This window comes from Rhodoglobus sp. G.S.4, from assembly GCF_056619605.1.
In genome coordinates this window covers 1,128,877-1,153,605 of record NZ_CM152748.1, presented here as the reverse complement: position 1 = coordinate 1,153,605, position 24,729 = coordinate 1,128,877, and the positions used below count along the sequence as shown (strand labels likewise).

Here is a 24,729-nt window from a genome sequence, read left to right as displayed (position 1 = left end):
CTCCGCGGGTGCACAAAAGGCGCGAGGAGCAGAGCCCCTCGCGCCCAGTGAAAAGTTAAACCTCGATGACGACCGGAACGATCATCGGACGACGACGGTGCTGGGTATTAACCCAACGGCCGACAGTGCGACGGACAACTTGAGCGAAAGAGTGAGTGTCGCGCGTTCCGTTCGCGGCGGCGTCAGTAAGCGCCTTGATCACCATGGGGAGAACGGCATCGAACACGTCCTCATCCTCAGCAAAGCCGCGAGACTGAATCTCAGGCCCGACAATGACCTTTCCCGTCTGAGCATCAACCGCGACGAAAATCGAAATGAAGCCCTCTTCGGCAAGAATGCGGCGATCCTTCAGATCAGCATCCGTGATTTCGCCAACGCTCGACCCATCAACATAGACGAAGCCAACATCGAGTTGACCAACGATCGCTGCGTGACCATCTTTGAGATCGATCACCGTGCCATCTTCGGCGATGATCGTGTTCTCGGCAGGAACACCCGACTGGATCGCCAGATTGGCGTTAGCGACCAAGTGACGGTATTCGCCGTGAACAGGCAGTACGTTCTTGGGGCGCAAAATGTTGTAGCAGTACAGCAGCTCACCTGCCGCCGCGTGGCCAGAAACGTGCACCTTGGCATTCGCCTTATGCACAACGTTGGCCCCCAACTTGGTCAGCCCGTTGATTACGCGGTAAACAGCGTTCTCATTGCCCGGGATAAGGCTCGACGCGAGAATTACCGTGTCACCCTGCCCGACCTCGATCTGGTGCTCCATATTCGCCATGCGCGCAAGAACAGCCATCGGCTCACCTTGGCTACCCGTTGACATGTAGACGAGCTTGTTGTCTGGATAGTTGACAGCCTTTTTGGCATCGAGCAAAACACCGTCTGGCACCTTGAGGAAGCCTAGATCAGCAGCGATACCCATGTTGCGGACCATTGAACGGCCCATCAAAACAACCTTGCGGTCGTTGGCGATTGCCGCATCGAGCACCTGCTGCACGCGGTGCACGTGGCTCGAGAAGCTCGCGACAATTACGCGCCGAGGAGCCTTGGCAATGACCGCCTCAAGAACCGGACCAATGTCACGTTCGTTCGGCGTGAAGCCCGGAACGTCAGCGTTCGTCGAGTCAGAAAGGAAGAGATCAATTCCCGCTTCGCCGAGGCGAGCAAAAGCACGCAGGTCGGTGATGCGATTATCGAGCGGCAACTGGTCCATCTTGAAGTCACCCGTGTGCAGAACAGTGCCTGCAACAGTCGTAATGGCAACGGCAAGGGCATCCGGAATCGAATGGTTGACGGCAACAAACTCGAGATCGAATGGACCGATCTTCTCTTTTTGACCCTCAGTGACATTGAGCGTGTACGGCTTAATGCGGTGTTCTTTGAGCTTCGCTTCAATGAGCGCGAGGGTAAGGGTCGAACCGATCAGGGGGATGTCTTGACGCAAGCGCAAGAGGTAGGGAACAGCGCCAATGTGGTCTTCATGGCCATGCGTGAGCACAATGCCAAGAATGTCGTCGAGACGGTCACGAATCGAACTGAAATCAGGAAGGATCAGGTCGACACCGGGCTGGTGCTCCTCAGGAAAGAGTACACCGCAGTCAACGATGAGGATCTTGCCGTCGATTTCGAAAGTGGTCATGTTTCGACCGATTTCGCCGAGACCGCCAATCGGTGTAACGCGGAGGGTGCCCGACTCAAGTGCGGGTGGATCAAAAACGGAAACTGGCATTCAGTACCTTGCAGTTAGATGTGTAGGGCCGTCAGCCCCTGTGCGAAAAATGTGGGCCATGCCCATGGCAGAGCCTACCCCTCGCGGAAGAACCTAGCGGGTTGCTCCGGCAACTTTGGGGAGCGCTCCCCCGGCAGCCGCATTGCGGTCAGGGCGAAAATTTGTGAGATCGAGACCTGTGATTCCGGTGACCAGCGCCAACTCGTCTTCAATCTGCGCCGCCTCTGACTCTTCAGGTCCGACGAGAGGCAATCGAACTCGTGGGCTAGAAATGCGCCCGAGGCCGTGAAGAATGTACTTGGCAGCGACGGTGCCTGGAACGTGAGTCATTGCCGCCCGAACCAGTGGCTCGAGCGCTTTGTGGGCTGCGGTTGCTGTGGCAAGGTCGCCCGCATTTACCGCATCGACGATCACGCGGTAGGGAGCAGGTGCGATGTTGGCCGTTACTCCGATGAGGCCGGAAGCGCCAATCGCTAGGTGAGGGAGAACATTGGCGTCATCGCCAGAGAAGTACAAGAGGTCAGTCTGGTTGAGCACACGGCTCACCTCACTGAAATCACCCTTCGCATCTTTCACCGCGAGGATGTTGGGATGCTTCGCCGCACGAAGGATTGTTTCGTACATGATCGGCACGCCAGTGCGACCCGGGATGTCATAAAGAATCGCGGGCAGATCGGTAGCATCAGCGAGCATGCGAAAGTGAGTGAGCACGCCAGCTTGGGTCGGCTTGTTGTAGTAGGGCGTGACGAACATCACACCGTCAGCGCCAGCCTTCTCGCTTGCCTTGTAGAGCTCAATCGCGTGCGCGGTCTCGTTCGAACCACCGCCAGTGATGATCTTGGCGCGACCGGAAGAGACAGATTTTGCAACCTCGACAAGCTTGATTTTCTCGGGATCAGTGAGAGTGCTTGTTTCACCGGTAGTACCCGTGACGACGATGCCATCGGCACCGGCGCTGATCACACTATCGATGTGCTTTTCAACATCGCCCCAATTAACTTCACCCTCAGCGGTGAATGGCGTGATGAGCGCGACGAGTACTTGACCAAAAGGATTCACTGTAGACACCCCTCTAGGTTAGCGCTGGTTCGAAGTCTGGGTTTCGTATCGCAAGAAACGGTAATGAAGTCCACTGGATGACGTGTGCCAATCTTCGGCGGGATCGCTCGCTGCCAGCATCCATTGTTCGCTTCGATGCGGGGCAAGGGTGTCCCCGTCAAAGCTCTCGCGGATCTCTGTGATCTCGAGCCTGTGCGCATGGTTAAGGGCATGCGCAAATATTTCTGCGCCCCCAATAACCCACACCGTGTCCCCGGGCTGAACGGATGTCGCAGCCAACATAATGGCTTCGTCAACGCTGTGTGTGACTTCCGCTCCGTCATCGCCCCACTCGGTTTGCCGAGTGACGACGATGTTGCGGCGCCCTGGCAGCGGCCGAAAACGCTGAGGCAGTGACTCCCACGTTTTACGGCCCATGATTACCGGGCTGCCAAGAGTGAGTTCTTTGAAGTGGGCGAGATCCTCAGGCAAGTGCCAAGGCATCGCGCCGTCGCTTCCAATGATTCCGCCATCAGACTGCGCCCAGATCATGCCAACGGTCACGCTCACACTGCGACCGGGGCCTTGATGGCTGGGTGGTGCTGGTAGCCGACGATCTCAAAGTCTTCGAACGCATAGCCGAAGACTTTGTCTGGTTTGGTATGGATTGCCAGGCTAGGCAGAGCATAGGGCTCACGGCTCAACTGCTCGGCAACTTGCTCGATGTGGTTGTCGTAGATGTGGCAATCGCCACCTGTCCACACAAAGTCGCCGACCTCGAGCCCCGTTTGTTCGGCAACCAGGTGCGTGAGCAGCGCATAGCTGGCGATATTGAAGGGAACGCCAAGGAAAAGGTCTGCGCTTCGCTGATAGAGCTGGCAGGACAGTTTGCCGTCGGCGACATAAAACTGGAAGAAGGCATGGCACGGGGCTAGCGCCATTTTCGGGATGTCGGCCGGGTTCCAGGCAGAGACGATGAGCCGACGAGAATCGGGATTGGTCTTGATTTGCTCGATGACCTCAGAGACCTGATCAATCTGTTCTCCAGACGGAGTCGGCCAGGAGCGCCATTGCACGCCGTAGACGGGGCCAAGTTCGCCATCGTCGTCTGCCCACTCATTCCAGATTGTTACCCCGTTGTCGCGAAGCCACGAGACATTGCTTTCCCCGCGCAAGAACCACAACAGTTCATAGGCGATCGACTTGAAGTGAACACGCTTGGTAGTGATGAGAGGGAATCCCTCTGCGAGGTTGAACCGCAATTGACGCCCGAACACACTTCGTGTGCCAGTACCAGTGCGATCACTCTTGTGCACACCGTTGGCGAGCGTGTCGCGCAACAGATCTTCATAGGGGGTAGCGATCGTAGAAGCCATCGAATTGATAGTACTTGGTGCGCGCACCTTCACACGGGTTTCTCATGCGCGTCGTTCAGCCAACGCATAGTGTTGAGCACGACGAAAGGAACGGCAATGCCTGTTACGAGCGAAGCAACAACACTCTGGTTTGGTGACCTGTTTAGTGGAAAAGGTACGACATCGCTAGATTCCTCTGATGCGGCAGAGTTCCCGGTCACCTGGGCAGCACGCTCAGAGGGCCAAGAAGCGACGACCAACCCTGAAGAACTGCTTGGCGCGGCCCATTCGGCCTGTTTTGCGATGGCATTCTCGAACGGGCTCGCCAGTAACGGAACTCCGGCAGAGAGCCTGCAAGTCACCGCCGCTGTCACCTTTGATCCTGCAGAAGGAATCACGGGAAGCCACCTGCTGGTCAGTGCCAAAGTGGCTGATTTGAGCGAAGACGACTTTCAGCGATTGGCTCAAGAAGCAAAAGAAGGATGCCCCGTATCACGCGCGCTGACGGGCGTCCCCATCACTCTTGAAGCAAGCTTGGCCTAGCGGTGACTGAGGAAGCCGTCACACGGGTCCTCGTCGCTGGTGCGTCTGGCTATATCGGCACGGAACTCGTCTCCCAACTGGAGACAGAAGGTTTCGAGGTGATGAGCCTCGTTCGGCGAGAACCCCGCACCGAGTCCGAGTTCTACTGGGATCCACTATCGAGCACCATCGACGATCGCGCCATTGAACGTGCGGATGCTGTCATCAACCTTGCCGGCGCCAGCACTGGACGAATTCCGTGGACGCCCAGCTACAAGCGGGAGATATTGCGTTCCCGCGTCAACGGCACCCGCACCATCGCCGAAGCGATTCGGCGGTCTGCAACTCCCCCTTCCGTTTTCCTTAACGGCTCCGCTGTGGGCATCTTCGGGAGCCGTCCAGGCGAAGTTCTGACTGACGACTCGACGAAGGGAACAGGATTCCTGAGCGACGTTGTTGATGCGTGGGAGAAAGCCGCGCAGCTCACACCTTCGACAACACGCCTCGTAATGTTCCGCACTGGAATCGTTGTTGGTGAGGGCGGAGCGTTTACTCCGCTCAACCTTCTCACTCGTTTCGGTCTGGGGAGCCGGCTCGGAAGCGGTGAACAGTATTGGCCGTGGATTAGCCTTCACGACGAAGCTGCTGCCATCATCCATTTGCTCCGAAGTGAATTCTCCGGCGTCGTTTCGCTCGTTGGGCCAACTCCAGCAACGGCAGACACGGTCACCAAAACCCTCGCACAGGCCATGCACAAACCCCATTGGCTTACTGTTCCCAGCTTCGCATTCCGGATGCTGGGCGATGCAGGCGAAGATCTCATCTTGGTTGATGAAAAGGTTCAGCCGAGCAGGCTCCTCGGCACGGGTTTTACTTTCACGCACGACACGATCGAGCAGGCGATCGAGGAATTCATCGAGTAAGTCTGCTCGACTTTAGACAGCGAGTCGTTTCGCCCGCGGTCACGGTCGTTCCTAGGCAGCCTTCGCCGCAGGACCACGAGAAAGCGAGATTGCGCGTCGCGTTGCCCAGCGCGCGCGACGGCGGTCGCCACTGGCGTCGTAGGCGAGTCCGAGCCGAAGCCAGGCACGCCACGATTCCGGGCTGGCCTCCGCCTCATCGCGGTAACGTCCGAATGCTCGATCGGCGGCTTCGGGATCCGGGCGACCGCTTGGCCGACGTTCCGTGATCTCCTCGGGCAAAGCATCCTCGTCCCTGAGAGTACTGAACAGTCGATCCGCGCGAAAAATGAATACCATTTCTGCCGCAAGCGCCCACAAGCCGATCAGCGGAAGGACAAGAAGCGCCCACCCCATAACCTGGGCGATGAGCTCACCTGTTCCGATGAGAACAAATGAATAGTTGATGACGAATACGAGATAGAGGATCAGCAGACCCACCATCACCAGTGCCGCAATGCGTGTTTTCACTGGGAATCCGCTCGGTCGCCAGGGGTGAGATCGATGAGCTGATCGAGCCCAACCGTTACCCCGCGCGCACGGGAGATCGCCCGCAGCCCAAGCAAAATTCCCGCCTCGTAAGAGTCTTGCGACATTGTGCGGTGGTCGATCGTGAGCACTTCTCCCGGACCACCGAAAATAACCTGCTGGTGTGCCACAACTCCCGCCATTCGCAGGCTGTGCACCGGAATGCCGGCAACCTGTTCGCCCCGCGCAAGTTGATCATGATGAGGTGCTGCCACAGGTCCACGTTTATTGCGGGCATCTGCCATGAGCTCTGCCGTGCGAACAGCCGTGCCGGAAGGCGAATCGACTTTGCCGGCGTGGTGGCTCTCGATGATTTCGATCGAATCGAAATACCTCGCAGCGGAGGCCGCGAATGATGTGGCCAAGGCGGAGCCAAGGGAAAAGTTAGGGATAAAGATGACGCCGACATCGGGCCTGTCGGCAAGCGCTGATTTTACGCTTTGCACGCGATCTTCGCTCCAGCCAGAGGTGCCGACAAGAACACTCTTGCCATGCGACGTCGCAAACTCGACAACCGATGGCGAAATGCTCGGCTCGGTGACGTCAACCACGACGTCTGCCTCAAGCATTTCGCTGAGCTCCGACCGCGAATTAAGGGTGGCGACCAACGAGAAATCAGCTGCTGCGTCGACCACGCCACTGATGAACTTTCCCATGCGACCGGTTGCGCCGACTACCGCTACTTTCGTTGTCATTACTCAAATCTATCAATGCTTAGCGACTTCGCTGACTACCCGCACCTGCAGCCGAGAGTACTGTGGTGCTGTGCCACAGTTTCGACCTCTCTCCGTCTCGGATGCTCTCGCCCACGAACTTCTCACCGAGTACTTTAGCTACCGAGCTGAGACGTTTCCGACCCCATCGGGCTACGTCACTACTTTCCCCAGCGTCGACCAGTTCACGCCGCCGCGCGGAGTTTTCGTCGTCGTCGAGGAAATGGGCAACGCACTCGGCTGTGGCGGCATCCGCCAGCTTGATGCTGGTCGTTTCGAAGTGAAGCACCTGTGGGTGCGCCGCGAAGGTCGCGGCGCCGGGCTCGGACGACAACTCTTAGCGGAACTCGAGCTGCGGGCCCGCAAATGGGGCGCCACAGAGCTAGTACTCGACACCAACGAAAGTCTCGCCGCAGCCGGTGGGCTTTACCGTTCGAGCGGATTCGAATCCGTCGAACCGTACAACGACAACCCCAACGCGACCACCTGGTATCGCAAGAAGATCCAGTAACACACTCGCGCTAGTAGGGCTGCTCTTCGGGAAGTCCCGTGCGCAATTCTGCCGGCAAGTGCCCGAGATCATTGTGGGCCACGAGCACTGGCGGCTTCGCACTTCGCACTCGGATGATCGTAAGCCCACAATTGGCCTGATTGAGCCCCAACCAACGCCACCGGTCACCGCCAAGCACTTCGCGCACAAACCAAGCGATTACGAAATTGTGCGTGATGAGCAGGTCGTGGCGGTCTTCGCGTGCCGGAGTGAGGAATTCGGCAACGGCATCAGCCATTTGCGCTTCGCCAGCGTCAATCTCTTCCGGTGTTACTGAGCCAAAGAAGTGGTCGAAGGCTGACGGCATATCGACGGTTGGGCCGCTGGGGATGCAGTCCATGAGCAGCGTTGTTGGCTGTGACTCGAGTGCCGGCATCCGCTCAGTCATTATTGCGGCCGTTTCTGCAGCGCGCTGCAGCGGCGAGTGAAACGCGCGGGTAAAGGGAACACCACTCAGGCGCTCAGAGATTGCCATCGCTTGACGTGTCCCCTTGCCCGAGAGCGGGCCGTCAGGAAGTCCATGTTCTGCGTCTTGCTGCTCGCCGTGACGCACGAGGTAGAGGTAGTGAGCCATCACCATTCCTTTGTTGATCTAGCTTCGGGCAGCGCTGCCCAGAGTAAGCCCGGTGAACATCTCTTGAGTGACCGCACCGACTGCCGCAATCGACAGGGGGCGCGATGAGAGCTCGCGAGCAAGCTCTTGAATTCCGTCGGCTGTGACTGCCGAGATCCGAGCAATCGATGTGTCGAGGTCGATAAACTCGCCAAGCGTTAGTTCGCTGCGCCCGAGTCGCGACATGCGCGAATCTGAGTCTTCGAGCGCAAGTGCTGAGGCGCCTCGGAGTTGACCAACCGCGCGACTTATTTCCTCGTCAGTCACATGGGCATCGCCGAGCTTGCTGAATTCTTCGAGCATCAATTCGGCGACCTGTGCGGACTTTGCTGGCGAACATCCGGCATAAATTCCAAAGATTCCGGCGTCGGAGTAGCTGGGCGCGAACGAATACACCGAGTAGGCCAGACCACGCTTCTCGCGTACCTCTTGAAAGAGCCGCGAGGACATTCCGCTGCCAAGAATCGAGTTGAGCACGGTGAGGGTTGCGCGTCGTTCATCGGTCGCCGAAAGTCCTTCAACGCCAGCAATGATATTTGCTTGCTCGATCGGGCGATGCGTTATCTGAAGGCGCTGAGCTGCAGTCGTCGCTGATGCTGCTGTGGCTGCACTGTCTCTGCGTGCTACCGGTGTTGCCTCATAAGAGAGATCCCAGCCGGCGCCAACCAAGCAGGCGGAGACTGCGGCGAGGAGCATGTCGTGGTCAACGGCACCTGCCACAGTGATTACCAGATCTTGGGGGCGGTAATTGCCGCGGTAATGCTTCATTACCGATTCACGCGAGATCGCGTTGATTGTTTCTGCGCTACCGCCAATGGGCCGACCAAGCGGATGATCGCCAAAGACCGCTTCGAAGAAGCGCTCGCTAGCGACATCAGTGGGATCGTCGTCTGCCATGGCGAGTTCTTCTAAGATCACGCCGCGCTCGTTGGCGAACTCGGTTGGATCAATGAGGCTCGACGTGAGCATGTCACCAATCACTTCAATCGCCATGGGCAAGTCAATATCTTGCACCTTGGCGTAATAGCAGGTGTATTCCTTGGCGGTCATTGCGTTGTGTTCGCCGCCGACAGCGTCAAAGCTCACCGCGATGTCGAGAGCTGTGCGCGATGGGGTGCCTTTGAAAAGCAAGTGCTCTAGGAAGTGAGTTGCACCGAAGGTTCCCGGGAGTTCGTCTCGGGAGCCCGCCGCTACCCAGTAGCCGACGGTGGCGCTTCGCGCACCAGGAACTTGTTCGCTGAGGATGCGCACACCACTCGGCAAAACGGTTCTGCGAACGAGACTGTCGCCGGTTGCAGTGAACGACAGTTCGGGAAGGTCAAGAGGAAGAATCACAGCGTCGCTCATCGGTATGAGCCTACGTCATTTGTATTGAGCGCACGATTGCGTCGAGAATTCTCAGGAAAAAGACCCCCCAAATTGGGGTGGCCAAATGAGGACAGACAGACTTGTCTGTATGTCCTCCTGTGGTACAGTTCTTTTACGCACCCGAAGCCGACAACCCACCGCTCAAGCCCGAATCGCGCGGTGACCATAACCACACAACCCGGACCCGAACCGGGTTGTGTATTACAACCGCATCGCTCGACCCGAATCGAGTAATGCACTTAGTGGGGAAAAATTCCTGATCCGGATTTCCCCCGGAAGGAGTGCGCTGTGATGGTATTTGAGACACCAGAGACCGCACAGCGCGCTCCGGCCAAAGGCCGCATTCTTGAAACGGCCAACGAACTTTTCTACCAAGATGGCATCCTGAACGTCGGAGTAGACCGCATCATCGCTCAGTCGAGCGTGACGAAAGCGACGTTCTACAAGCACTACCGCTCAAAAGACAACTTGATTCTCGAATACGTCAAGAGCCGCAGAGCGAGCACTGAGGCGCACGTACAGTCCGTCATAGATAGTGCAGCATCACCGCAGGACGCGGTTCTGGGATTGCTTGAAGGCATCGCTGGGGAGCTCACAAAAGCCGATTTTCGCGGATGCCCATTCCTCAACGTCGTTGCAGAGTTTTCCGACCCCACACATCCGGTGCGTAAGCTCATCGCCGAGCATCGCGATTGGTACAACGAGGCTCTCTATGAGCTCATGCGCGACGCAGGCCACCTCTTCCCCGGTGACGCAGCTGACGAGCTCATGCTCGCTAAAGATGGCGCCCTCGCCGGCGGCTATGCCGGAGACACTATCGCCGCCGGAGCAGCAATGGCGCGTGTAGTCAAACGCGTGCTCGCTGACTCCGTCCGGGTTTAGTCCAACCGTGTACTAAGACTCACAGGTCAACCGGCAACGCCAACCTGAGCTCGTCACCGCGGTGCCGATACAGTGCCGCCGTTTCGGACTCTAGTACGCGGACGCTCGATCCAAGTCAGCCGACTGATGCCGCGTCAACTGCACGCGGGCAGCCGCGAGTAGTTCAGGCACCTGCGCCGCGTTGCTCGCACTCACGACGGGCGCCACGACTCCTGGCTTATTGAGAAGCCATGCCAAAGCAATCGTTGCCGCACTCGCATCGTGTTCATCTGCAACCTCATCCAAGGCGTTCAACACCTTGAAGCCTCGACGTCGGAGATATTGCGCGGCGTCATGCCCGCGGGAGTTGAGGGCTAGATCGCCCCGTTGACGGTACTTTCCACTGAGGAACCCACTGGCAAGAGCAAATCGCGGCATTACCCCCAAACCCTGAATGGCAGCGACATGAGCGAGACCAGTCTCATACTCTTCACGGTGCAGGAGATTGTAGTGCGACTGCACAGCGATCATGGGCGCTACGCCCATCTGACCGCAGGCAATGCGCGCCTGAATAAGGCGATTGCCGGTGTGGTCTGAGCCTCCGAAGTAACGCACTTTGCCTTCACCGATGAGTTCATCTACCGCGAGCAGAGTTTCGTCAAAATCGACGCTCTCGTCATCAACGTGCAGGTACAGGAGGTCGATGTGCGAAGTTCCTAGGCGCGCAAGCGACGCAGCGACAGCACGCTTGATCGAACCTGCTTGCATGCCAGGGTTGTCGCGACTCTTCCCTACCTTGGTGGCCAAAACGACGTCATCGCGGTTGTGACGAACGCGCATCCACTTGCCAACCATGAGCTCGCTGCGGCCGGAAGCGTAAGAGTCAGCGGTATCAATGAAGTTGCCGCCGCCGTCAGCGAAAGTATCGAGAATCGCCGTCGTCGCCGAGTCGTCGGCAGTCCAGCCGAAGACGTTGCCGCTGAGGGCAAGAGGATAGACACGAAGGTCAGAGGAACCAATTACGCGCGTGATGAAGTGAGGTTGCGAACTTAGCTCCGCACTCGGAGCACCCGGCAGTGATCGAGTCGGGTGTACCTGCGTCATAGTGGCCTCCCACAAGGCTTTTGGCAAGGATAAGACGAGCCAACGCGCAATACGCGCCGCACACCGCGATCGTTACTAGTCCGTGTCAAAAACAGCGACATCGGGGCTCTCAGAGCGCAATTGGTGCCGCTTCAGTCGCAACCTCGCGATAATGGCACGAGCACCGAGTTAGCCAACGAGAGGATCCCCATCGTGAATGACCCGAACTGGAAGCTTCGCGTCGTACCGACGTTTGAGCTTGAGAGCCCAGACTTTGAAGCTGAAGGAATGCTGCCCCAGTGGGCTCGCTCCGGCATCGCGAACGCGGGCGGCGAAGACCGCTCCCCCACCCTTCATTGGCACGGTTTTCCCTCCGGCACCAAAAGTTTTGCCCTCACGGTGTTCGATCCTGACGCCCCGACCGGCAGCGGATGGTGGCACTGGGCCGTCTACAACATCCCCGCCTCGGTAGAGTCTCTGCCTCAGGATGCCGGTAATCCGGATGCTCAGCTCATGCCACACGGCTCCGTCACTCTTCCGAACGAACTGCGACTCACGTCGTTTCAAGGAGCAGCACCGCCCGCCGGTCATGGCGCCCACCGCTATGTTTTCACCGTGAGCGCCCTCAACGTCGAGCTCCTCGACGTTGCCGAAGGAAGTACTCCCGCCATGTTGGGTTTCGTACTGCGTGATCACATTGTTGCCCGCGCTCAGCTGATTGGCTACTCCAGCACCGACAATGACGTATAAACGCTCGCGGGCTCATCTGAGCGATCACACGAGCACGCCAAGTAACCCGCTTCGGGAATGCGGGCAAATAAAGAACGCAGAAATCGGGGCTTAGCTACTCTGACGGAAGTAATGCGGTACGCGTTCGTAGCCTCGGCTGCGCATTTTTGCGACAACCACGCTGACGACCACGACAAGCACGACGATGCCGAGAGCCACCCACAAATACCAAGCGCCATCTAGCCACACGAGCATGTCGCTCATGAAGGCATCAAGAGGTGTAGTGATTCGGGTCACAGAACCACCGTACCGCCCCAGAGCCCCTATATCCCCTCCCTGTGCAAGGGGAGACAAGGGTGACTACCCCTGAAAGAGGTCTTACTTCTCTCGAGCTAGACGCGTTAACCGAGTAGTGCCCACCCTCGAAAGGATGGGCACTACATCGTTACTTCAGTTTTACTGAGCTGGCTCTAGCTTTCGTCAGCGGGAACCGCTGCTTCTGCGTCAGACTCGTCGGTAACCGGAGCAAGCGAGAGCTTTCCACGGTCATCGATCTTGGTGATTTCAACCTGAATCTTCTGGCCGACTCCGAGAACGTCTTCGACGTTCTCGACACGCTTACCACCGGCAAGCTTGCGAACCTCAGAGATGTGCAGCAATCCGTCTTTACCCGGAGTGAGAGATACGAAGGCACCGAAGGTAGCGATCTTGACGACCGTACCCAAGAAGCGTTCGCCAACCTCAGGGTTGAGGGGGTTCGCGATGGCGTTAACCGCCGCGCGTGCAGCCTCGGCAGAAGGACCATCGACAGCACCGATGTAGACGGTTCCGTCATCCTCAATCGAGATGTCGGCTCCGGTGTCATCCTGGATCTGGTTGATGTTCTTGCCCTTGGGCCCAATGAGCTCACCGATCTTGTCAATCGGAATCTGAACCGAGATCACGCGAGGAGCCGTTGGAGCCATCTCGTCAGGAGCATCGATTGCAGCGTTGAGCACCGAAAGAATCGCAGTACGCGCTTCCTTGGCCTGCTTGAGTGCACCGTCGAGAACCGACGAAGGCAAACCAGCGAGCTTGGTGTCGAGCTGAATGGCGGTAACGAATTCGCTCGTACCAGCAACCTTGAAGTCCATGTCGCCGAGAGCATCTTCAGCACCAAGGATGTCGGTGAGAGCCGCGTAGCGCGTGACGCCATCAACTTCATCCGAGATCAGGCCCATGGCGATACCCGCAACGGGTGCGCGCAGTGGCACACCAGCGTTGAGCAGTGACAGGGTCGAAGCACAAACGGAACCCATCGACGTCGAACCGTTGGAACCGAGAGCCTCGGAAACCTGGCGGATGGCGTAGGGGAATTCCTCACGGGGAGGAAGCACTGGTGCGATCGCACGCTCTGCGAGGAAACCGTGACCGATTTCGCGACGCTTCGGGCTACCAACGCGACCGGTTTCACCAGTCGAGTACGGCGGGAAGTTGTAGTGGTGCATGTAGCGCTTCTTGGTCACTGGTGCCAGTGAGTCAATCTGCTGCTCCATCTTGAGCATGTTCAGCGTGGTGACACCCAGGATCTGAGTCTCGCCGCGCTGGAAGATTGCCGAACCGTGAACGCGAGGAATGACCTCGACCTCAGCATCGAGCGCACGAATGTCGCTCAAGCCACGGCCGTCGATGCGGATTCCCTCGGTGAGTACGCGCTGGCGCATAACCTTCTTGCTGACGGCCTTGTACGCGCCGCCAACCATGCCAAGAACGTCTGAGCTGAGTTCTTCAGCGTCGACCTTCGACTGAACTTCAGCCTTGACGCGAGCCTTAAGCTCATCGTCAGCGGTCTGGCGCTGAATCTTGTCAGCGATCTTGTAGACATCGCGAAGCTCTGCTTCAGCAATTTCGCTAACCGCGTTGTACGCCTGGTCGGAGTACGGCGGGAAGAGCTGGAACTCGGCAACAGGCTTTGCAGCCTTGTTAGCAACCTCGAGCTGAGCCTTAACAAGTTGCTTAAGAAACGGCTTCGATGCTTCGAGGCCCTGAGCAACTACTGCCTCGTCTGGCTTCGTTGCGCCGGCCTTGATGAGCTCCCAGCTGTTCTCAGTAGCTTCAGCTTCCACCATCATGATGGCGATGTCTTCTTCGCCCTGGTCGTTGGTGACCATACGGCCGGCAACAGTGAGGTCGAAGACAGCGTCAGCGAGCTGGCTGTGCTTCGGGAAGGCAACCCACTGGTCGTTGATCAGAGCCAGGCGGATGCCGGCAATGGGACCGTAGAACGGAAGACCCGAGATCTGGGTGCTGAGCGATGCAGCGTTGATTGAGAGAGCGTCGTAGAACTCGTCCGGAGCGATGCTCAGAACGGTAATGACGATCTGAACTTCGTTGCGGAGTCCCTCAACGAACGTCGGACGCATCGGACGGTCAATGAGACGGCAAACGAGGATCGCTTCCGTCGATGGGCGGCCTTCGCGGCGGAAGAAGCTGCCGGGGATCTTGCCCGCTGCGTAGGAGCGCTCTTCAACATCCACAGTGAGTGGGAAGAAGTCGAAGCCTTCACGCGGGTGCTTGCCAGCGCTGGTTGCGCTCAAGATCATTGTTTCTTCGTCGAGGTACGCAGCGACGGCACCCTGTGCCTGCTGAGCGAGTCGACCGGTTTCGAAGCGCACGGTGCGCTTGCCGAATTTACCGTTATCGAGAACGGCTTCGGCGAATGTGATTTCTGGACCCTCCATGCGGGGGTTTCTCCTTTGTTTTACGTCGCGCACCCGTATGGTGTGCGACTCGTCAAGGAGCAGGAGCGGGCAGAAGGACGCTTGGTTCACGCGCATGCCTAGAGTGGCGGCGCGTGTCTGGCCAACAGTAGAAAGCCTCCGAACAACTCGGAAAATTACCACCGGTGACCAGCTTCTTGCCAGCCTGCTCCGTACGTTGGCCTACAACTACGTGGACAACTCCCCTAATCGTATCATTAGGCACCTTCTGACTCCGGAAATCAGCGCTATCGACACGCAAAGTCGCCTCGTCGTTTACGCTTGGGTTTATGGAACCCACAGAAGAAACACCCTCTGCGAGCGAAGAGAACAAGCGCAGGTTCCGCGAGGCGCTTGATCGCAAGCAGGGCAAGGAAACAGCCCGTCCCGGTCACCTGGATGCTGAATCGGCAATCCACGGCACGCAAGACCGCGCAGATCACAAGCGCGACTTCCGCCGCAAGACTGGATAAACGTCGCAACAACCGCTGCCGCCCGGCGACACCGCGTGGATTTACCACTTACGGAGTTGCCGAGCAGCGCGGCTGGAGGAACCACACACCGTGCTACCGCACGGCTTTCTCATTCACGGGCCGGCTACTGAGCGCCGAAGCTTCCCACCGGACTGAAGCCCTCAGGGAGGGCAAACGGGTCAACTACCCGATCCGAACGATCAGATACTGCCGCGAGCGCCGCCAATTCCCCTGCCGCACGGGCTATTCGTGCTGGGAGCGTGCTCGATGCGCTGTCTCCCCCACTGCCCCAATCTGCCGATGCCGCATATACCCCGGTCGGCACCGACACTGCGTGGAGATAGGTGAATAGCGGTCGCATCGCGTAGTCGATCGCAAGGGAGTGTCGATCGGTCCCGCCGGTTGCGCCGAGCAGCACAGGCAGGTCCGTGAGCGATTGCGGATCGAGTACGTCGATGAATGACTTGAACAGCCCGCTGTAACTCGTGGTGAAAATGGGCGTGACGGCGATGAGTCCATCCGCGCCCGTCACCGCGGCGATGGCGTCGTCGAGCTTGGTGCTCGGGAAGCCCGTGAGCAGGTTGTTCGTCACGTCGTGCGCGAGGTCGCGCAATTCGATGACAGTCACTTCTGCTTCGATGCCGCGTTCACGCAGGTCGTTGACGGTTGCCTCGGTGAGACGATCAGCGAGGAGCCTCGTGGATGATGGCTGGCTGAGGCCAGCGGTGATGACGGCAATTTTCTTGACGTCGGACATTATGTGCTTCTTTCTGAAGGTTGTGCTGAGCCGCGAGGGGGAAACGAGGAGATCTAGACGGTCACCGGCGCGTCAGCTGCGGCCGCAAGAGCGGCATCACGCTGGGCGACGAGCGAGGCATGGGTTGGAGCATCCGGAACTTCGGCTGGCCGATTGGTGGCGAATTCCTTGCGGAGCACGGGCACCACTTCTTCACCGAGGATGTCGAGCTGCTCAAGAACGGTCTTGAGCGGCAGGCCGGCGTGATCCATGAGGAAGAGCTGGCGTTGGTAGTCACCGAAGTGTTCGCGCATTCCGGCGTACTTGTCGATGACCTCTTGAGGGCTGCCAACGGCGAGCGGTGTCTGGTCGGTGAAGTCCTCCATCGACGGCCCGTGACCATACACGGGAGCGTTGTCGAAGTATGGGCGGAATTCTGCCTTGGCCGACTGAGAGTTGCTGCGCATGAAGGCCTGACCGCCCAGCCCGACGATGGCCTGTGCTGCCGTGCCGTGGCCGTAGTGCTCAAAGCGCTGACGGTAGTAGCTCACGAGACGCATGTAGTGCTCTTTCGGCCAGAAGATGTTGTTCGCAAAGAAGCCATCTCCGTAGTACGCGGCTTGCTCGGCAATCTCTGGGCTGCGGATGGAGCCGTGCCAGACAAAGGGAGGCACGCCATCCAAGGGTCGCGGAGTGGACTGGAAGCCCTGCAACGGTGTGCGGTACTTACCCTCCCAGTTGACGAACTCTTCACGCCACAGCTTGTGCAGCAGAGAATAGTTTTCAATGGCGAGCGGGATGCCCTCCCGAATGTCCTTGCCGAACCACGGGTAGACCGGGCCGGTGTTGCCTCGACCCATCATGAGGTCGGCGCGACCATCGGAGAGATGCTGAAGCATCGCGTAGTCCTCGGCGATTTTCACCGGGTCGTTTGTCGTGATGAGCGTCGTGCTCGTCGAGAGGATGAGCTTCTCGGTCTGAGCTGCGATGTACGCGAGCGTCGTGGTGGGGCTTGAGGAGAAGAACGGTGGGTTGTGGTGCTCCCCCAGGGCGAAGACATCGAGCCCGACTTCTTCCGCTTTCTTCGCGATCGTGACGATAGCCTTGATGCGCTCGCCCTCGGTGGGCGTTGTGCCGTTGGTGGGGTCAGTCGTGACGTCGCTAACGGTGAAAATTCCGAACTGCATGGTGTGCTCCGGTCTCCCAAAATCTGTCTGGATGAATCAGTTATCCGGTTCAACCACCCTGTTTCCTGATAATTCCAGCACCGTACCGCCAGATGGCGGTTAACGGACTCTGAACGTGGATCGGGTGGCGGTACTGCCTGTACCGCATGAGACTCTAGCGTGGGGGCAGGCAGTCACACTGGCGTGACGCAGACCACTGGAGTTCTCATGACTACGAAGAATGTTCACCCGGCTCCCCCGTTCGATACTGAACTAGCCGCAGTTCTGGCTATCGTGAACGAGCAGCTACCGCCAACGCTCACTCCCGACATGATCGAGCCTCTGCGAACCGGGCTGGTTGCGCCCGTCGCCGATTTGCTTGACGGGCGAGCCATCACTCATCGCGAAGAGACATTCGCTGGTCCCGGTGGGGACCTGCTGGTCTCCATCTTCCATCGCAACGATCACAGCGTGGCGGGGCCCGGCATTGTGCATACTCACGGCGGCGGAATGATCATCGGCGACCGCTTCAGCGGCATGGAAACGATGCTCGCCTGGGTTGAAGAATTGGATGCCGTTGTGGTGTCGGTCGAGTACCGGTTGGCTCCCGAGCATCCTGACCCTGCTCCGGTCGAAGACTGCTACGCGACTCTCGTGTGGACGGCAGAGAACGCAGCACGGCTCGGCATCGATGCGACAAAGCTCGTCATTGCTGGCGGTAGCGCTGGAGGAGGCCTTGCTGCGGGCACGACGCTCTTGGCGCGCGACCGCAATGGACCCGCTCTTGCCGCTCAAATGCTGATCTACCCGATGCTCGATGACCGCAACGAGACAGTGTCGAGCTATCAGATCGACGGCACGGGAGTCTGGGATCGCGGCAGCAATGACACCGGCTGGGATGCCCTGCTCGGCGACCGTCGTAAGACCGACGAAGTGTCTATTTACGCGGCACCCGCGCGCGCGACGGACCTCAGCAACTTGCCGCCCGCCTTTATTGACGTGGGCACCTCGGAAGTATTCCGCGACGAAGACGTCGCCTACGCCTCAACCATTTGGGCGTCGGGCGGCCACTGCGAACTGCACGTCTGGCCCGGCGGCTTCCACGGCTACGATGCCATGGCTCCTTTCGCCGCGCTCTCCATCGCCACTCAAGACGCTCGACTCAACTGGTTGCGCCGCACGCTCGGTCTGTAGCGAGCCTGCAGGCTTCAGCGCCACCGGTGCGCCTGCGGTTCGAGCCCTATGCGCGACTGTTCGTTCTGGGCGGGCCGCAATAGAGTAGGGCTCGAACCACAGAGGGCGGAACGAGAATGCAAGAACTAGCCGGACGCTTGAAAGCGCTCGATCCCGAAGCCAGCGAAACCCTGCGGGTGATCTCGTATTTCGACGCGCTCACCGCGGGCCACGCCAGTGCCGAAGTGCTCTTGCGCGGTGCAAGCATGCTCGCTGGATGCCCGGCAGGCCTCACTTCGCCGGCGCTGAACCTTCGAGTTGACGAGCGCGGGCGCCGCAGTTCTGATCCCGGCTCTGCAGACTCATGGCCAGCCCTGCCCGTTGCTGACGGTGCGACCGTCTGGATAGAACGCAAGGGGGCGGCCCACGCGAACGACGACATGATCCTCGAAAGAGTCGCGCTCGCAATCAGAATTCTTATCGAGCGAACCGGCGCAGCTGAATCCCTACATAACCCAGTCGAAGTAATTCTCGATGCAACGGAGACTCCCGAACACCGTCAGAGTGCGGCCCACTCCCTGCACCTTATTTCGACCACGCGCTACCGTGTGATAGCTCAGCCGGCGACCGCTACGACTGCCGCCGCGGGCCCATCCGCCGTCATCGCAACGGTGGCAGGCACTGTGCGCGCCGAAATTAGACTCAGCACGGATGCCGTGCAAGCTCCGCGCGCCGGAATCGGCATCGCTGCCGCGCCCGCTGATCTGGTGCGCTCGTGGATTTCGGCGCTCACCGCCCTTCGGTTGACCTCCGATAGTGAACCGGTGCTGCACGCTGACGATCTCGGCTCCCTGTTGTTGCTCGCGGAGATCAGTCCCGCCGGAGCGCCCGAGAATTGCGACCTCCAGTCGCTCGGTGTCGTGATTCGCGAGACCCCACGCATCCTGCCGATGCTCGACACCCTCGCAGCGAGTGAAAGCCTGCGCGCTGCGGCCAGTACGCTCGGTTTTCACCACTCGACTGTGCAATCCCGCGCAGAGGAACTGAGCGGAAAGTTGGGCTTCGATGTGCGCACAGCACGGGGACGCACACGGCTCTCAGTCGCTCTAGCTCTGTATCGTTTGGAGACTACGCGCTTCGACTAGTAATTGTGCTGTCGCTGGCGTTGGCCGCCTCTAGGCTTCGGCGGAGAGTTGCCCACGAACGATCGAGTCACCGGAATGCGATGGATCTCCGTCAAACTGTTCCTCGGAGATATCGACTAGCGCATAGCGATCAACGTCCAGACCAGCGGGCACCGTGAAGTGGCCAGTGGTTCCTTCGACAATTCCGAGGCTCACGAGAGCCGTTGCATCCGTAGTGATTAGCCAGACTTCGCGGTAGCCACCATCGGCCGCCGGCGCAGCAAAGTTCACGTCGATTACCCGCGTGCCATCGGGCAGCCGCTCGAGTGTGGCCTCCCCCGATGCTTCAGCCCAATTCGGGAAAGCGTCGAGCGTTGCGCTTGCCAGAATTGTCGGTTGCTCGGCCGGCCGAAACGCTAGCCAAATCGCCGAACCTGCTGCGGCGACGAGAGCAAGAGATGCCGCGGCGGCGAGAGCACCGATCCAGGGGCGCCGGCGCTTCTCAAGCGAATGAATGATGGCGCCTGCCGCATTATTCTCGTCGCGCGCGGGCACACTAACTCCGGTCGGTTCGCCAGCTTCGGCAGGAACACTGATTTCGGGACTGAGCGACAACTCATCGCTGATGCGCTCCCAGACCCGTGACGGCGGATCGAGTAATTCTCCAGCGTCGAACGTGGAGCGGCCAATCATTGCCGCACGCGAGAGCACCTCGATTTCGCGGCGGCACTGATCACACTCGCTCACGTGAACACTGTCTTCAGGGAGGGCAACCTGTTCGCCGAGGGCAAGCAGAGCGAGCACTTCAGGATCAACGTGTCGCATAGGTCGCCTCCAATCGTGTTCTCATCCGTTGCAGACTGCGCCGGATATGGCTTTTGACCGTTCCTAAAGGTAGTTCGAGACGGTCGGCTATTTGGTTGTGAGTGAGATCGTCGAAGAATGCTAAGCGCATGATCGCTTGAGCATCCGAATCAAGTCGAGAGATTTCATCGGCCACCAAAAGAGTGTCAGCCAGATCGAAGTCTTCCACAATCGGCTCCGCCCGTGATGTCGTTGCCGTGAGCTGTTCGTGAAGTCGCCGCACTCGCGCTCTCGCTTCATGGGTGTCAGCAATTTTGTTCTTTGTGATGCCAACTAACCAGGCGGAGAGGCTCGATCGCTCTGGCTTGTAGCTTGCCCGCCCGGTCCATGCAGACACAAAAACTTTCTGGGTGACGTCTTCGGCATCACCTCGGTCGCCGAGAGAACGAACTGCCAGAGTAAACACTAGAGAAGACCAGCGGCGGTAAACGTCAGCGAGCGCAGACTCGTCGCCCGCAATGAAGGCCTGAGTCATGCGGGCTTCCTCGGCGACTTCTTCGTCGGTCATGGCTCTCCGGTTGGTGGTAGTCACAGCGGATTGGCGATCGCTACAACGTTGTCTGAATATCTCCGCACATTCTGGTCGAACTGTCCACCACAAGTGAGAAGAACAATTCGCGGAGCGCCCTCCCGGTCAAACACTTGGTCAAGCGGAACTTGCTCCTTCTGGATGCTTTGTACAGACTCGAGACGGTATCGATGGTCGACTCCGTCATCTGTCGTCACTATGATTTCTGCGTCAGCTGGCATCGTCGACAGGTAGGCAAAGGGGCCAAGGCCCTGAATAAAATCGTCGACGTGAGCGGTGATTACGGTGGATCCCCGTTCGCTACTCGGCGATGAGCCGAACCGATACCAGCCGGCCACGGTGATATTTTCCGGAATCTGCATGAAGCCGTCTGCTTCGATGCCGACCGGAGCGATGGCGATGTCTACTGAGACGGAAGGGATCTGGATCCGAACCGGGATTGCCACTGGCTCAATCGGCGCGATCTCGCTCGACTGACGCGGAACGTCGACCACTGCAGTAGGGCGCGGAGCCGGTGCAGGATCTGGTGCAATAGATTGCGCCGGCACTGCGGTGCAACCAGCAAGAAGAAGCGCCAAGGCCGCGAGGGCTAGGGTTCTCGCGGCCATGACGTTCTCCTTGCTGGGGTTGGTGAGTGCTGGTTGGTGACTGCTGGTGGGTGAATTACTTCGTCGCTCGAGCTGCAGAGACTCGTGTTGCGGCGAATCCGGCGAGGGCGATGAGCGCCGCAAGAGCACCCAGTCCTCCGAGGAGAAGCCCGTTGTTGTTGCTACCGGCGAGGCCAGCGGTACCGGCATCCACTCCACCCGGAGTTGAGTGAAGGCCCTCAATGGTCTGCACTGCGATGGTGAGGTTGTCGTCGGCGGCGCTGCCCCAGGCGTACACAATGGTGTTGACACCTTCGGCAATCGTGACGTCAGCCGGGCCAATAACCGGATCCGTGGTTCCGGTAAGGGCAACGGCAGCGGAGATAGTTCCCACCGCGAGGTTTGCCTTTACTTCATCGGGGTTACTGAGGTTGGTGAACGCTGCAGCACCATTGGCGAGTACGTCTACAGCGGGGGCTGCGGCCGTGTGACGGACGGTGAGCTTGCCCTCTCCCGCCGGAATTGTGCTCAGGTCGTTGGTGAACAGGGTCGCTGTTGGATCACCGGCAGCATCCAAGTGAGCAACTGCCGTGTAGCTCATGTTGGCTTCCAACGTGAGATCGATCGGGCCAATTGCCGGCGATGAGTCATCAGCGGCATCGGCGGCTGTGATCGCCACCGTATAGGTTCCGGCGGGAAGGTCGAGGGGGCCGGCGAGGTCACCAGGCTCGAAGTCGTCAAGGGTGAGTTCACCATTGACATACACGTCGACGACTAGGTCAGGCACAGCGTGAAGCACGTACAGGTCTGCGCTGGAGTCTGAGATTGCGTTTGCGGGGATAGCGACGCCCACTGCGGCGATCGCGCCGACAGCTACGCCGGCAATGATTCTGTTTCGCACGGTTCTTGTCCTCTCATGTGTAGGCGTAATTCGCCTGACATGGAGTACTTCTGACTGAGACCCTGTTTTGGATGCAGCAATCTCAAAAAACTTCGAAAAGTTTTTCGATGGTGCACCGGGCGTTCGGATTATGGGGTGGATTCGGCTCGACTCTCGCGCCGTCGCCACCCCAACCACGCCATAACAATGGCTCCGACTACGAGCGCCCAAAATGCGGAGCCGATGCCGATCACGGTGATCCCCGAACTCGCAACCAAGAACGTGGCAATCGCAGCGATGCGATGGTGCGGTGCATCAAGCGCTGTTCGTACCGACGTGATCAATGCGCCAATCACAGCGAGCCCGGCGATAGCAACGACGACGATCGGCGGCGCAATAGCGACTAGGGCTGTCGCGAAGCCGGCACCGAGACCGATCACAACATAGGTGGCGCCCGCTGATACCGAGGCAATCCAGCGCTTTCGACTGTCATCGTGCGCTTCCTCGCTCGCGGTGAGCGCCGCCGTGATTGCCGCAAGATTGAGTGCGTGGCCACCAAAAACGGCTCCAACCGCAGACGCCGCGCCGGTAACCGTGAGCGCAGGACCCGCTGGCACTTCGTAGCCATAAGTGCGCATGACCGTGAAGCCAGGCACGTTTTGACCAGCCATCGTCACGATGAACAGGGGGATGCCAAGACTGACAATCAGAATGGGGTCGAAGATCGGTGCCACAAAGCTGAGTTGCGGCACGAAGGTCGACGCCTCGATTCCGTCGCCATTCGATGTGAGCGTAATCGCGACGACGGCGGCCACCAACGCGCCCGGAACGGCCCAGCGCGGCGCGACCTTCAGCAGAATGAGCCACACGATCACCATGGGGAGCCCCAGCCACGGGTATTCCACCGATGCCGTGATCGGCGCAAGACAAATGGGAAACAGGATCCCCGCCAGCATCGCACTAGCAATCGGCTGCGGAATGCGAGTGATGAGCCGGCCGAGTGCTGGCACCAGTCCACACACCATGATCAACGCCGCACACACGATGAACGCTCCGACGGCCGCGCGAAACTCAACATCTCCCTGAGCAGCAACAATGAGCAGTGCGGCACCCGGAGTTGACCACGCAACGGTGATCGGCATCCGGTATCGCCACGCGAGCCCAATCGTGACGAGTCCCATAAGAACGGTAAGCGCTAGGAGACCGGATGCCGCCTGCGCATCGCTTGCGCCGACAGCGCGTAGGCCCGCGACCACGAGGGTAAATGATGAGGCGAATCCGGCTATGCCCGCAATCACGCCAGTAGTAAGGAGCTGAAAAATGGCGATCGTCGCTCTCTGCTTACGGCCAGTACCGGCTCATCATATCGTCGCGCTCAGATCGCGGAACGAAGGTTAAAGCGCGAGCACAATCTTTCCCCTCGAGTGACCAGTCATGAGCTTCTTGTATGCCTCGGAGACTTCCTCGAAGGGGAACACCGAATCAATGGGAACCTGAACGGTCCCCGCAGCCACAAGAGCGGCAAGCGAGGCAAGGTCATCGGGGCTGGCCCCGGCTGCACCAACAACAGATGTGCCGTAGTCCTCGCTAGCTGCATAGTCAGCGATGGAATTGATGCGGGATGCCGGTGCACCAAGCGCAAGCGCGGCATCCACCGTCTCACGCCCATTGTTATCGAGTGCGGCCGTAATACCTTCTGGACTGATTTCGAGAATGCGCTCAACCATGCCCTCGCCGTAGGTCACCGGCAGGATGCCGAGCGACCTCAAGAATTCATGGTTCGATTCACTGGCCGAGCCAATGACTCGCGCGCCAGTGAGCTTGGCGAGTTGCGCAGCAATCACCCCAACTCCGCCAGCAGCGGCGCTGACGAGAACAGTGTCTGCTGATGTGAGTGAAACACTCTCGACACTTGCCCAGGCGGTGCGGCCAGCAATGTCGAGGCCACCGGCCTGTTCCCAACTGAGAGCGGCCGGCTTGCGAACAAGCTTCTTTGTGGGAACAACAACATAGTCGGCTTGCCCACTGAACCCCTTTCCTCCGAGCACTTCATCGCCGATAGCCCATTCCGAAACGCCGTCGCCAAGTTCATCAACGACACCAGCGAAATCGTTGCCGTTGCCACTGGGGAATGCGACTTTCTGTGGCGTCGAAGTGGCACCGCCACTAAATACTTTGGCGTCAAAAGGATTGACGCCGGCAAACCTGACCCGCACCCGCACTTCGCCAACACCCGCATGGGGTTCAGAAACTTCGGAAATCGTGAGCACTTCTGGCCCACCGAGCTGAGAGAAAGTAACGCGACGCGACATATATCGAGCCTAACGGGTGCGTCGCACTTGCACGCAAGCCCGTCGATGCTGGGAGAATGAACCCAACAATCACGGATCGACCACACATCTGAGGAC

At 59.0% G+C, this 24,729-nt stretch carries 27 protein-coding genes; 8 read left to right on the top strand and 19 right to left on the bottom strand.

Annotated features, from left to right (window positions below; genetic code table 11):
• Positions 1-55: 55 nt before the first annotated feature.
• The 4 genes from AC061P_RS05560 to AC061P_RS05545 all read right to left on the bottom strand — a co-directional run bounded on the left by AC061P_RS05560 (position 56) and on the right by AC061P_RS05545 (position 4,146).
• Entirely contained in the window at positions 56-1,732 is a 1,677-nt protein-coding gene (locus tag AC061P_RS05560) for a ribonuclease J (RefSeq protein ID WP_449648961.1), read from the bottom strand.
• A 93-nt stretch (positions 1,733-1,825) separates the two neighbouring features.
• A complete protein-coding gene (gene dapA / locus AC061P_RS05555) occupies positions 1,826-2,800 on the bottom strand; it encodes a 4-hydroxy-tetrahydrodipicolinate synthase (protein WP_449648960.1) in 975 nt (324 codons plus the stop codon).
• Positions 2,801-2,809: 9 nt separating this feature from the next.
• Positions 2,810-3,340 carry a dihydrofolate reductase gene (locus AC061P_RS05550; RefSeq protein WP_449648959.1) on the bottom strand — a complete coding sequence of 177 codons (531 nt, stop codon included), beginning with the start codon at positions 3,338-3,340 and terminating at the stop codon, positions 2,810-2,812.
• A complete protein-coding gene (locus AC061P_RS05545) occupies positions 3,337-4,146 on the bottom strand; it encodes a thymidylate synthase (RefSeq protein WP_449648958.1) in 810 nt (269 codons plus the stop codon). Before AC061P_RS05545 ends, AC061P_RS05550 begins: the two co-directional genes overlap by 4 nt.
• 96 nt (positions 4,147-4,242) lie before the next feature.
• Between AC061P_RS05545 and AC061P_RS05540 the strand changes: the two genes are divergently transcribed.
• Both AC061P_RS05540 and AC061P_RS05535 read left to right on the top strand, forming a co-directional pair.
• Complete coding sequence (locus AC061P_RS05540) at positions 4,243-4,668, top strand: OsmC family peroxiredoxin (protein WP_449648957.1); 426 nt, start codon at positions 4,243-4,245, stop codon at positions 4,666-4,668.
• A gap of 2 nt (positions 4,669-4,670) precedes the next feature.
• The gene (locus AC061P_RS05535) at positions 4,671-5,570 is read left to right on the top strand and encodes a TIGR01777 family oxidoreductase (RefSeq protein WP_449648956.1); all 900 of its coding nucleotides are present in this window, start codon (positions 4,671-4,673) and stop codon (positions 5,568-5,570) included.
• 51 nt (positions 5,571-5,621) lie between these two features.
• On the opposite strand, the gene AC061P_RS05530 is transcribed toward AC061P_RS05535, so the two are convergent.
• Together AC061P_RS05530 and dapB are read right to left on the bottom strand one after the other, a co-directional pair.
• The gene (locus AC061P_RS05530; RefSeq protein WP_449648955.1) at positions 5,622-6,077 is read right to left on the bottom strand and encodes a hypothetical protein; all 456 of its coding nucleotides are present in this window, start codon (positions 6,075-6,077) and stop codon (positions 5,622-5,624) included.
• Positions 6,074-6,829 (bottom strand): 4-hydroxy-tetrahydrodipicolinate reductase, encoded by a 756-nt coding sequence (gene dapB, locus AC061P_RS05525; protein ID WP_480392026.1) that lies wholly within the window; start codon positions 6,827-6,829, stop codon positions 6,074-6,076. The genes AC061P_RS05530 and dapB overlap by 4 nt, the downstream gene beginning before the upstream one ends.
• Before the next feature lie 70 nt (positions 6,830-6,899).
• Here dapB and AC061P_RS05520 point away from each other — a divergent pair, with 70 nt between their 5' ends.
• Positions 6,900-7,358: a GNAT family N-acetyltransferase gene (locus AC061P_RS05520; RefSeq protein ID WP_449648953.1), complete on the top strand. Its 459-nt coding sequence runs from the start codon at positions 6,900-6,902 to the stop codon at positions 7,356-7,358.
• A gap of 10 nt (positions 7,359-7,368) precedes the next feature.
• Here the strand turns inward: AC061P_RS05520 and AC061P_RS05515 are convergent, their stop codons facing one another.
• Entirely contained in the window at positions 7,369-7,971 is a 603-nt protein-coding gene (locus AC061P_RS05515; RefSeq protein ID WP_449648952.1) for a histidine phosphatase family protein, read from the bottom strand.
• 18 nt (positions 7,972-7,989) lie between these two features.
• Positions 7,990-9,357, bottom strand: coding sequence for a M16 family metallopeptidase (locus AC061P_RS05510; RefSeq protein ID WP_449648951.1), 1,368 nt, complete (start codon positions 9,355-9,357; stop codon positions 7,990-7,992).
• Positions 9,358-9,669: 312 nt separating this feature from the next.
• Here AC061P_RS05510 and AC061P_RS05505 point away from each other — a divergent pair, with 312 nt between their 5' ends.
• Positions 9,670-10,260 carry a TetR/AcrR family transcriptional regulator gene (locus AC061P_RS05505; RefSeq protein WP_449649011.1) on the top strand — a complete coding sequence of 197 codons (591 nt, stop codon included), beginning with the start codon at positions 9,670-9,672 and terminating at the stop codon, positions 10,258-10,260.
• Between the two features lie 90 nt (positions 10,261-10,350).
• Here the strand turns inward: AC061P_RS05505 and AC061P_RS05500 are convergent, their stop codons facing one another.
• Complete coding sequence (locus tag AC061P_RS05500; RefSeq protein WP_449648950.1) at positions 10,351-11,343, bottom strand: aldo/keto reductase; 993 nt, start codon at positions 11,341-11,343, stop codon at positions 10,351-10,353.
• Between the two features lie 189 nt (positions 11,344-11,532).
• Here AC061P_RS05500 and AC061P_RS05495 point away from each other — a divergent pair, with 189 nt between their 5' ends.
• Positions 11,533-12,072 (top strand): YbhB/YbcL family Raf kinase inhibitor-like protein, encoded by a 540-nt coding sequence (locus AC061P_RS05495; protein ID WP_449649010.1) that lies wholly within the window; start codon positions 11,533-11,535, stop codon positions 12,070-12,072.
• Between the two features lie 90 nt (positions 12,073-12,162).
• Here AC061P_RS05495 and AC061P_RS05490 read toward each other — a convergent pair whose 3' ends face one another.
• Positions 12,163-12,348 (bottom strand): hypothetical protein, encoded by a 186-nt coding sequence (locus AC061P_RS05490; protein ID WP_449648949.1) that lies wholly within the window; start codon positions 12,346-12,348, stop codon positions 12,163-12,165.
• A gap of 173 nt (positions 12,349-12,521) precedes the next feature.
• Positions 12,522-14,771, bottom strand: a complete 2,250-nt coding sequence (locus AC061P_RS05485; RefSeq protein ID WP_449648948.1) for a polyribonucleotide nucleotidyltransferase — start codon at positions 14,769-14,771, stop codon at positions 12,522-12,524.
• Between the two features lie 308 nt (positions 14,772-15,079).
• Here AC061P_RS05485 and AC061P_RS05480 point away from each other — a divergent pair, with 308 nt between their 5' ends.
• Positions 15,080-15,262, top strand: a complete 183-nt coding sequence (locus tag AC061P_RS05480; protein ID WP_009771901.1) for a DUF5302 domain-containing protein — start codon at positions 15,080-15,082, stop codon at positions 15,260-15,262.
• A gap of 124 nt (positions 15,263-15,386) precedes the next feature.
• Here AC061P_RS05480 and AC061P_RS05475 read toward each other — a convergent pair whose 3' ends face one another.
• A complete protein-coding gene (locus AC061P_RS05475; RefSeq protein WP_449648947.1) occupies positions 15,387-16,019 on the bottom strand; it encodes an FMN reductase in 633 nt (210 codons plus the stop codon).
• 53 nt (positions 16,020-16,072) lie between these two features.
• Positions 16,073-17,185, bottom strand: a complete 1,113-nt coding sequence (locus tag AC061P_RS05470; RefSeq protein ID WP_449648946.1) for an LLM class flavin-dependent oxidoreductase — start codon at positions 17,183-17,185, stop codon at positions 16,073-16,075.
• 207 nt (positions 17,186-17,392) lie between these two features.
• Between AC061P_RS05470 and AC061P_RS05465 the strand changes: the two genes are divergently transcribed.
• On the top strand, positions 17,393-18,358 hold the full coding sequence (locus AC061P_RS05465) for an alpha/beta hydrolase (protein ID WP_449648945.1): 966 nt from the start codon (positions 17,393-17,395) through the stop codon (positions 18,356-18,358).
• Between the two features lie 116 nt (positions 18,359-18,474).
• Complete coding sequence (locus AC061P_RS05460) at positions 18,475-19,482, top strand: helix-turn-helix domain-containing protein (RefSeq protein WP_449648944.1); 1,008 nt, start codon at positions 18,475-18,477, stop codon at positions 19,480-19,482.
• Positions 19,483-19,512: 30 nt separating this feature from the next.
• Here AC061P_RS05460 and AC061P_RS05455 read toward each other — a convergent pair whose 3' ends face one another.
• From AC061P_RS05455 to AC061P_RS05430, 6 genes are all read right to left on the bottom strand, one after another.
• On the bottom strand, positions 19,513-20,286 hold the full coding sequence (locus AC061P_RS05455; RefSeq protein ID WP_449648943.1) for an anti-sigma factor: 774 nt from the start codon (positions 20,284-20,286) through the stop codon (positions 19,513-19,515).
• Positions 20,273-20,833, bottom strand: a complete 561-nt coding sequence (locus tag AC061P_RS05450) for an RNA polymerase sigma factor (protein WP_449648942.1) — start codon at positions 20,831-20,833, stop codon at positions 20,273-20,275. Before AC061P_RS05450 ends, AC061P_RS05455 begins: the two co-directional genes overlap by 14 nt.
• 20 nt (positions 20,834-20,853) lie before the next feature.
• Positions 20,854-21,462 (bottom strand): class F sortase, encoded by a 609-nt coding sequence (locus AC061P_RS05445; protein WP_449648941.1) that lies wholly within the window; start codon positions 21,460-21,462, stop codon positions 20,854-20,856.
• Between the two features lie 55 nt (positions 21,463-21,517).
• Complete coding sequence (locus AC061P_RS05440) at positions 21,518-22,342, bottom strand: DUF4397 domain-containing protein (RefSeq protein WP_449648940.1); 825 nt, start codon at positions 22,340-22,342, stop codon at positions 21,518-21,520.
• A 128-nt stretch (positions 22,343-22,470) separates the two neighbouring features.
• Positions 22,471-23,643 (bottom strand): benzoate/H(+) symporter BenE family transporter, encoded by a 1,173-nt coding sequence (locus tag AC061P_RS05435; RefSeq protein ID WP_449649009.1) that lies wholly within the window; start codon positions 23,641-23,643, stop codon positions 22,471-22,473.
• A 72-nt stretch (positions 23,644-23,715) separates the two neighbouring features.
• Positions 23,716-24,633, bottom strand: coding sequence for an NADP-dependent oxidoreductase (locus AC061P_RS05430; RefSeq protein ID WP_449648939.1), 918 nt, complete (start codon positions 24,631-24,633; stop codon positions 23,716-23,718).
• Positions 24,634-24,729: the final 96 nt, after the last annotated feature.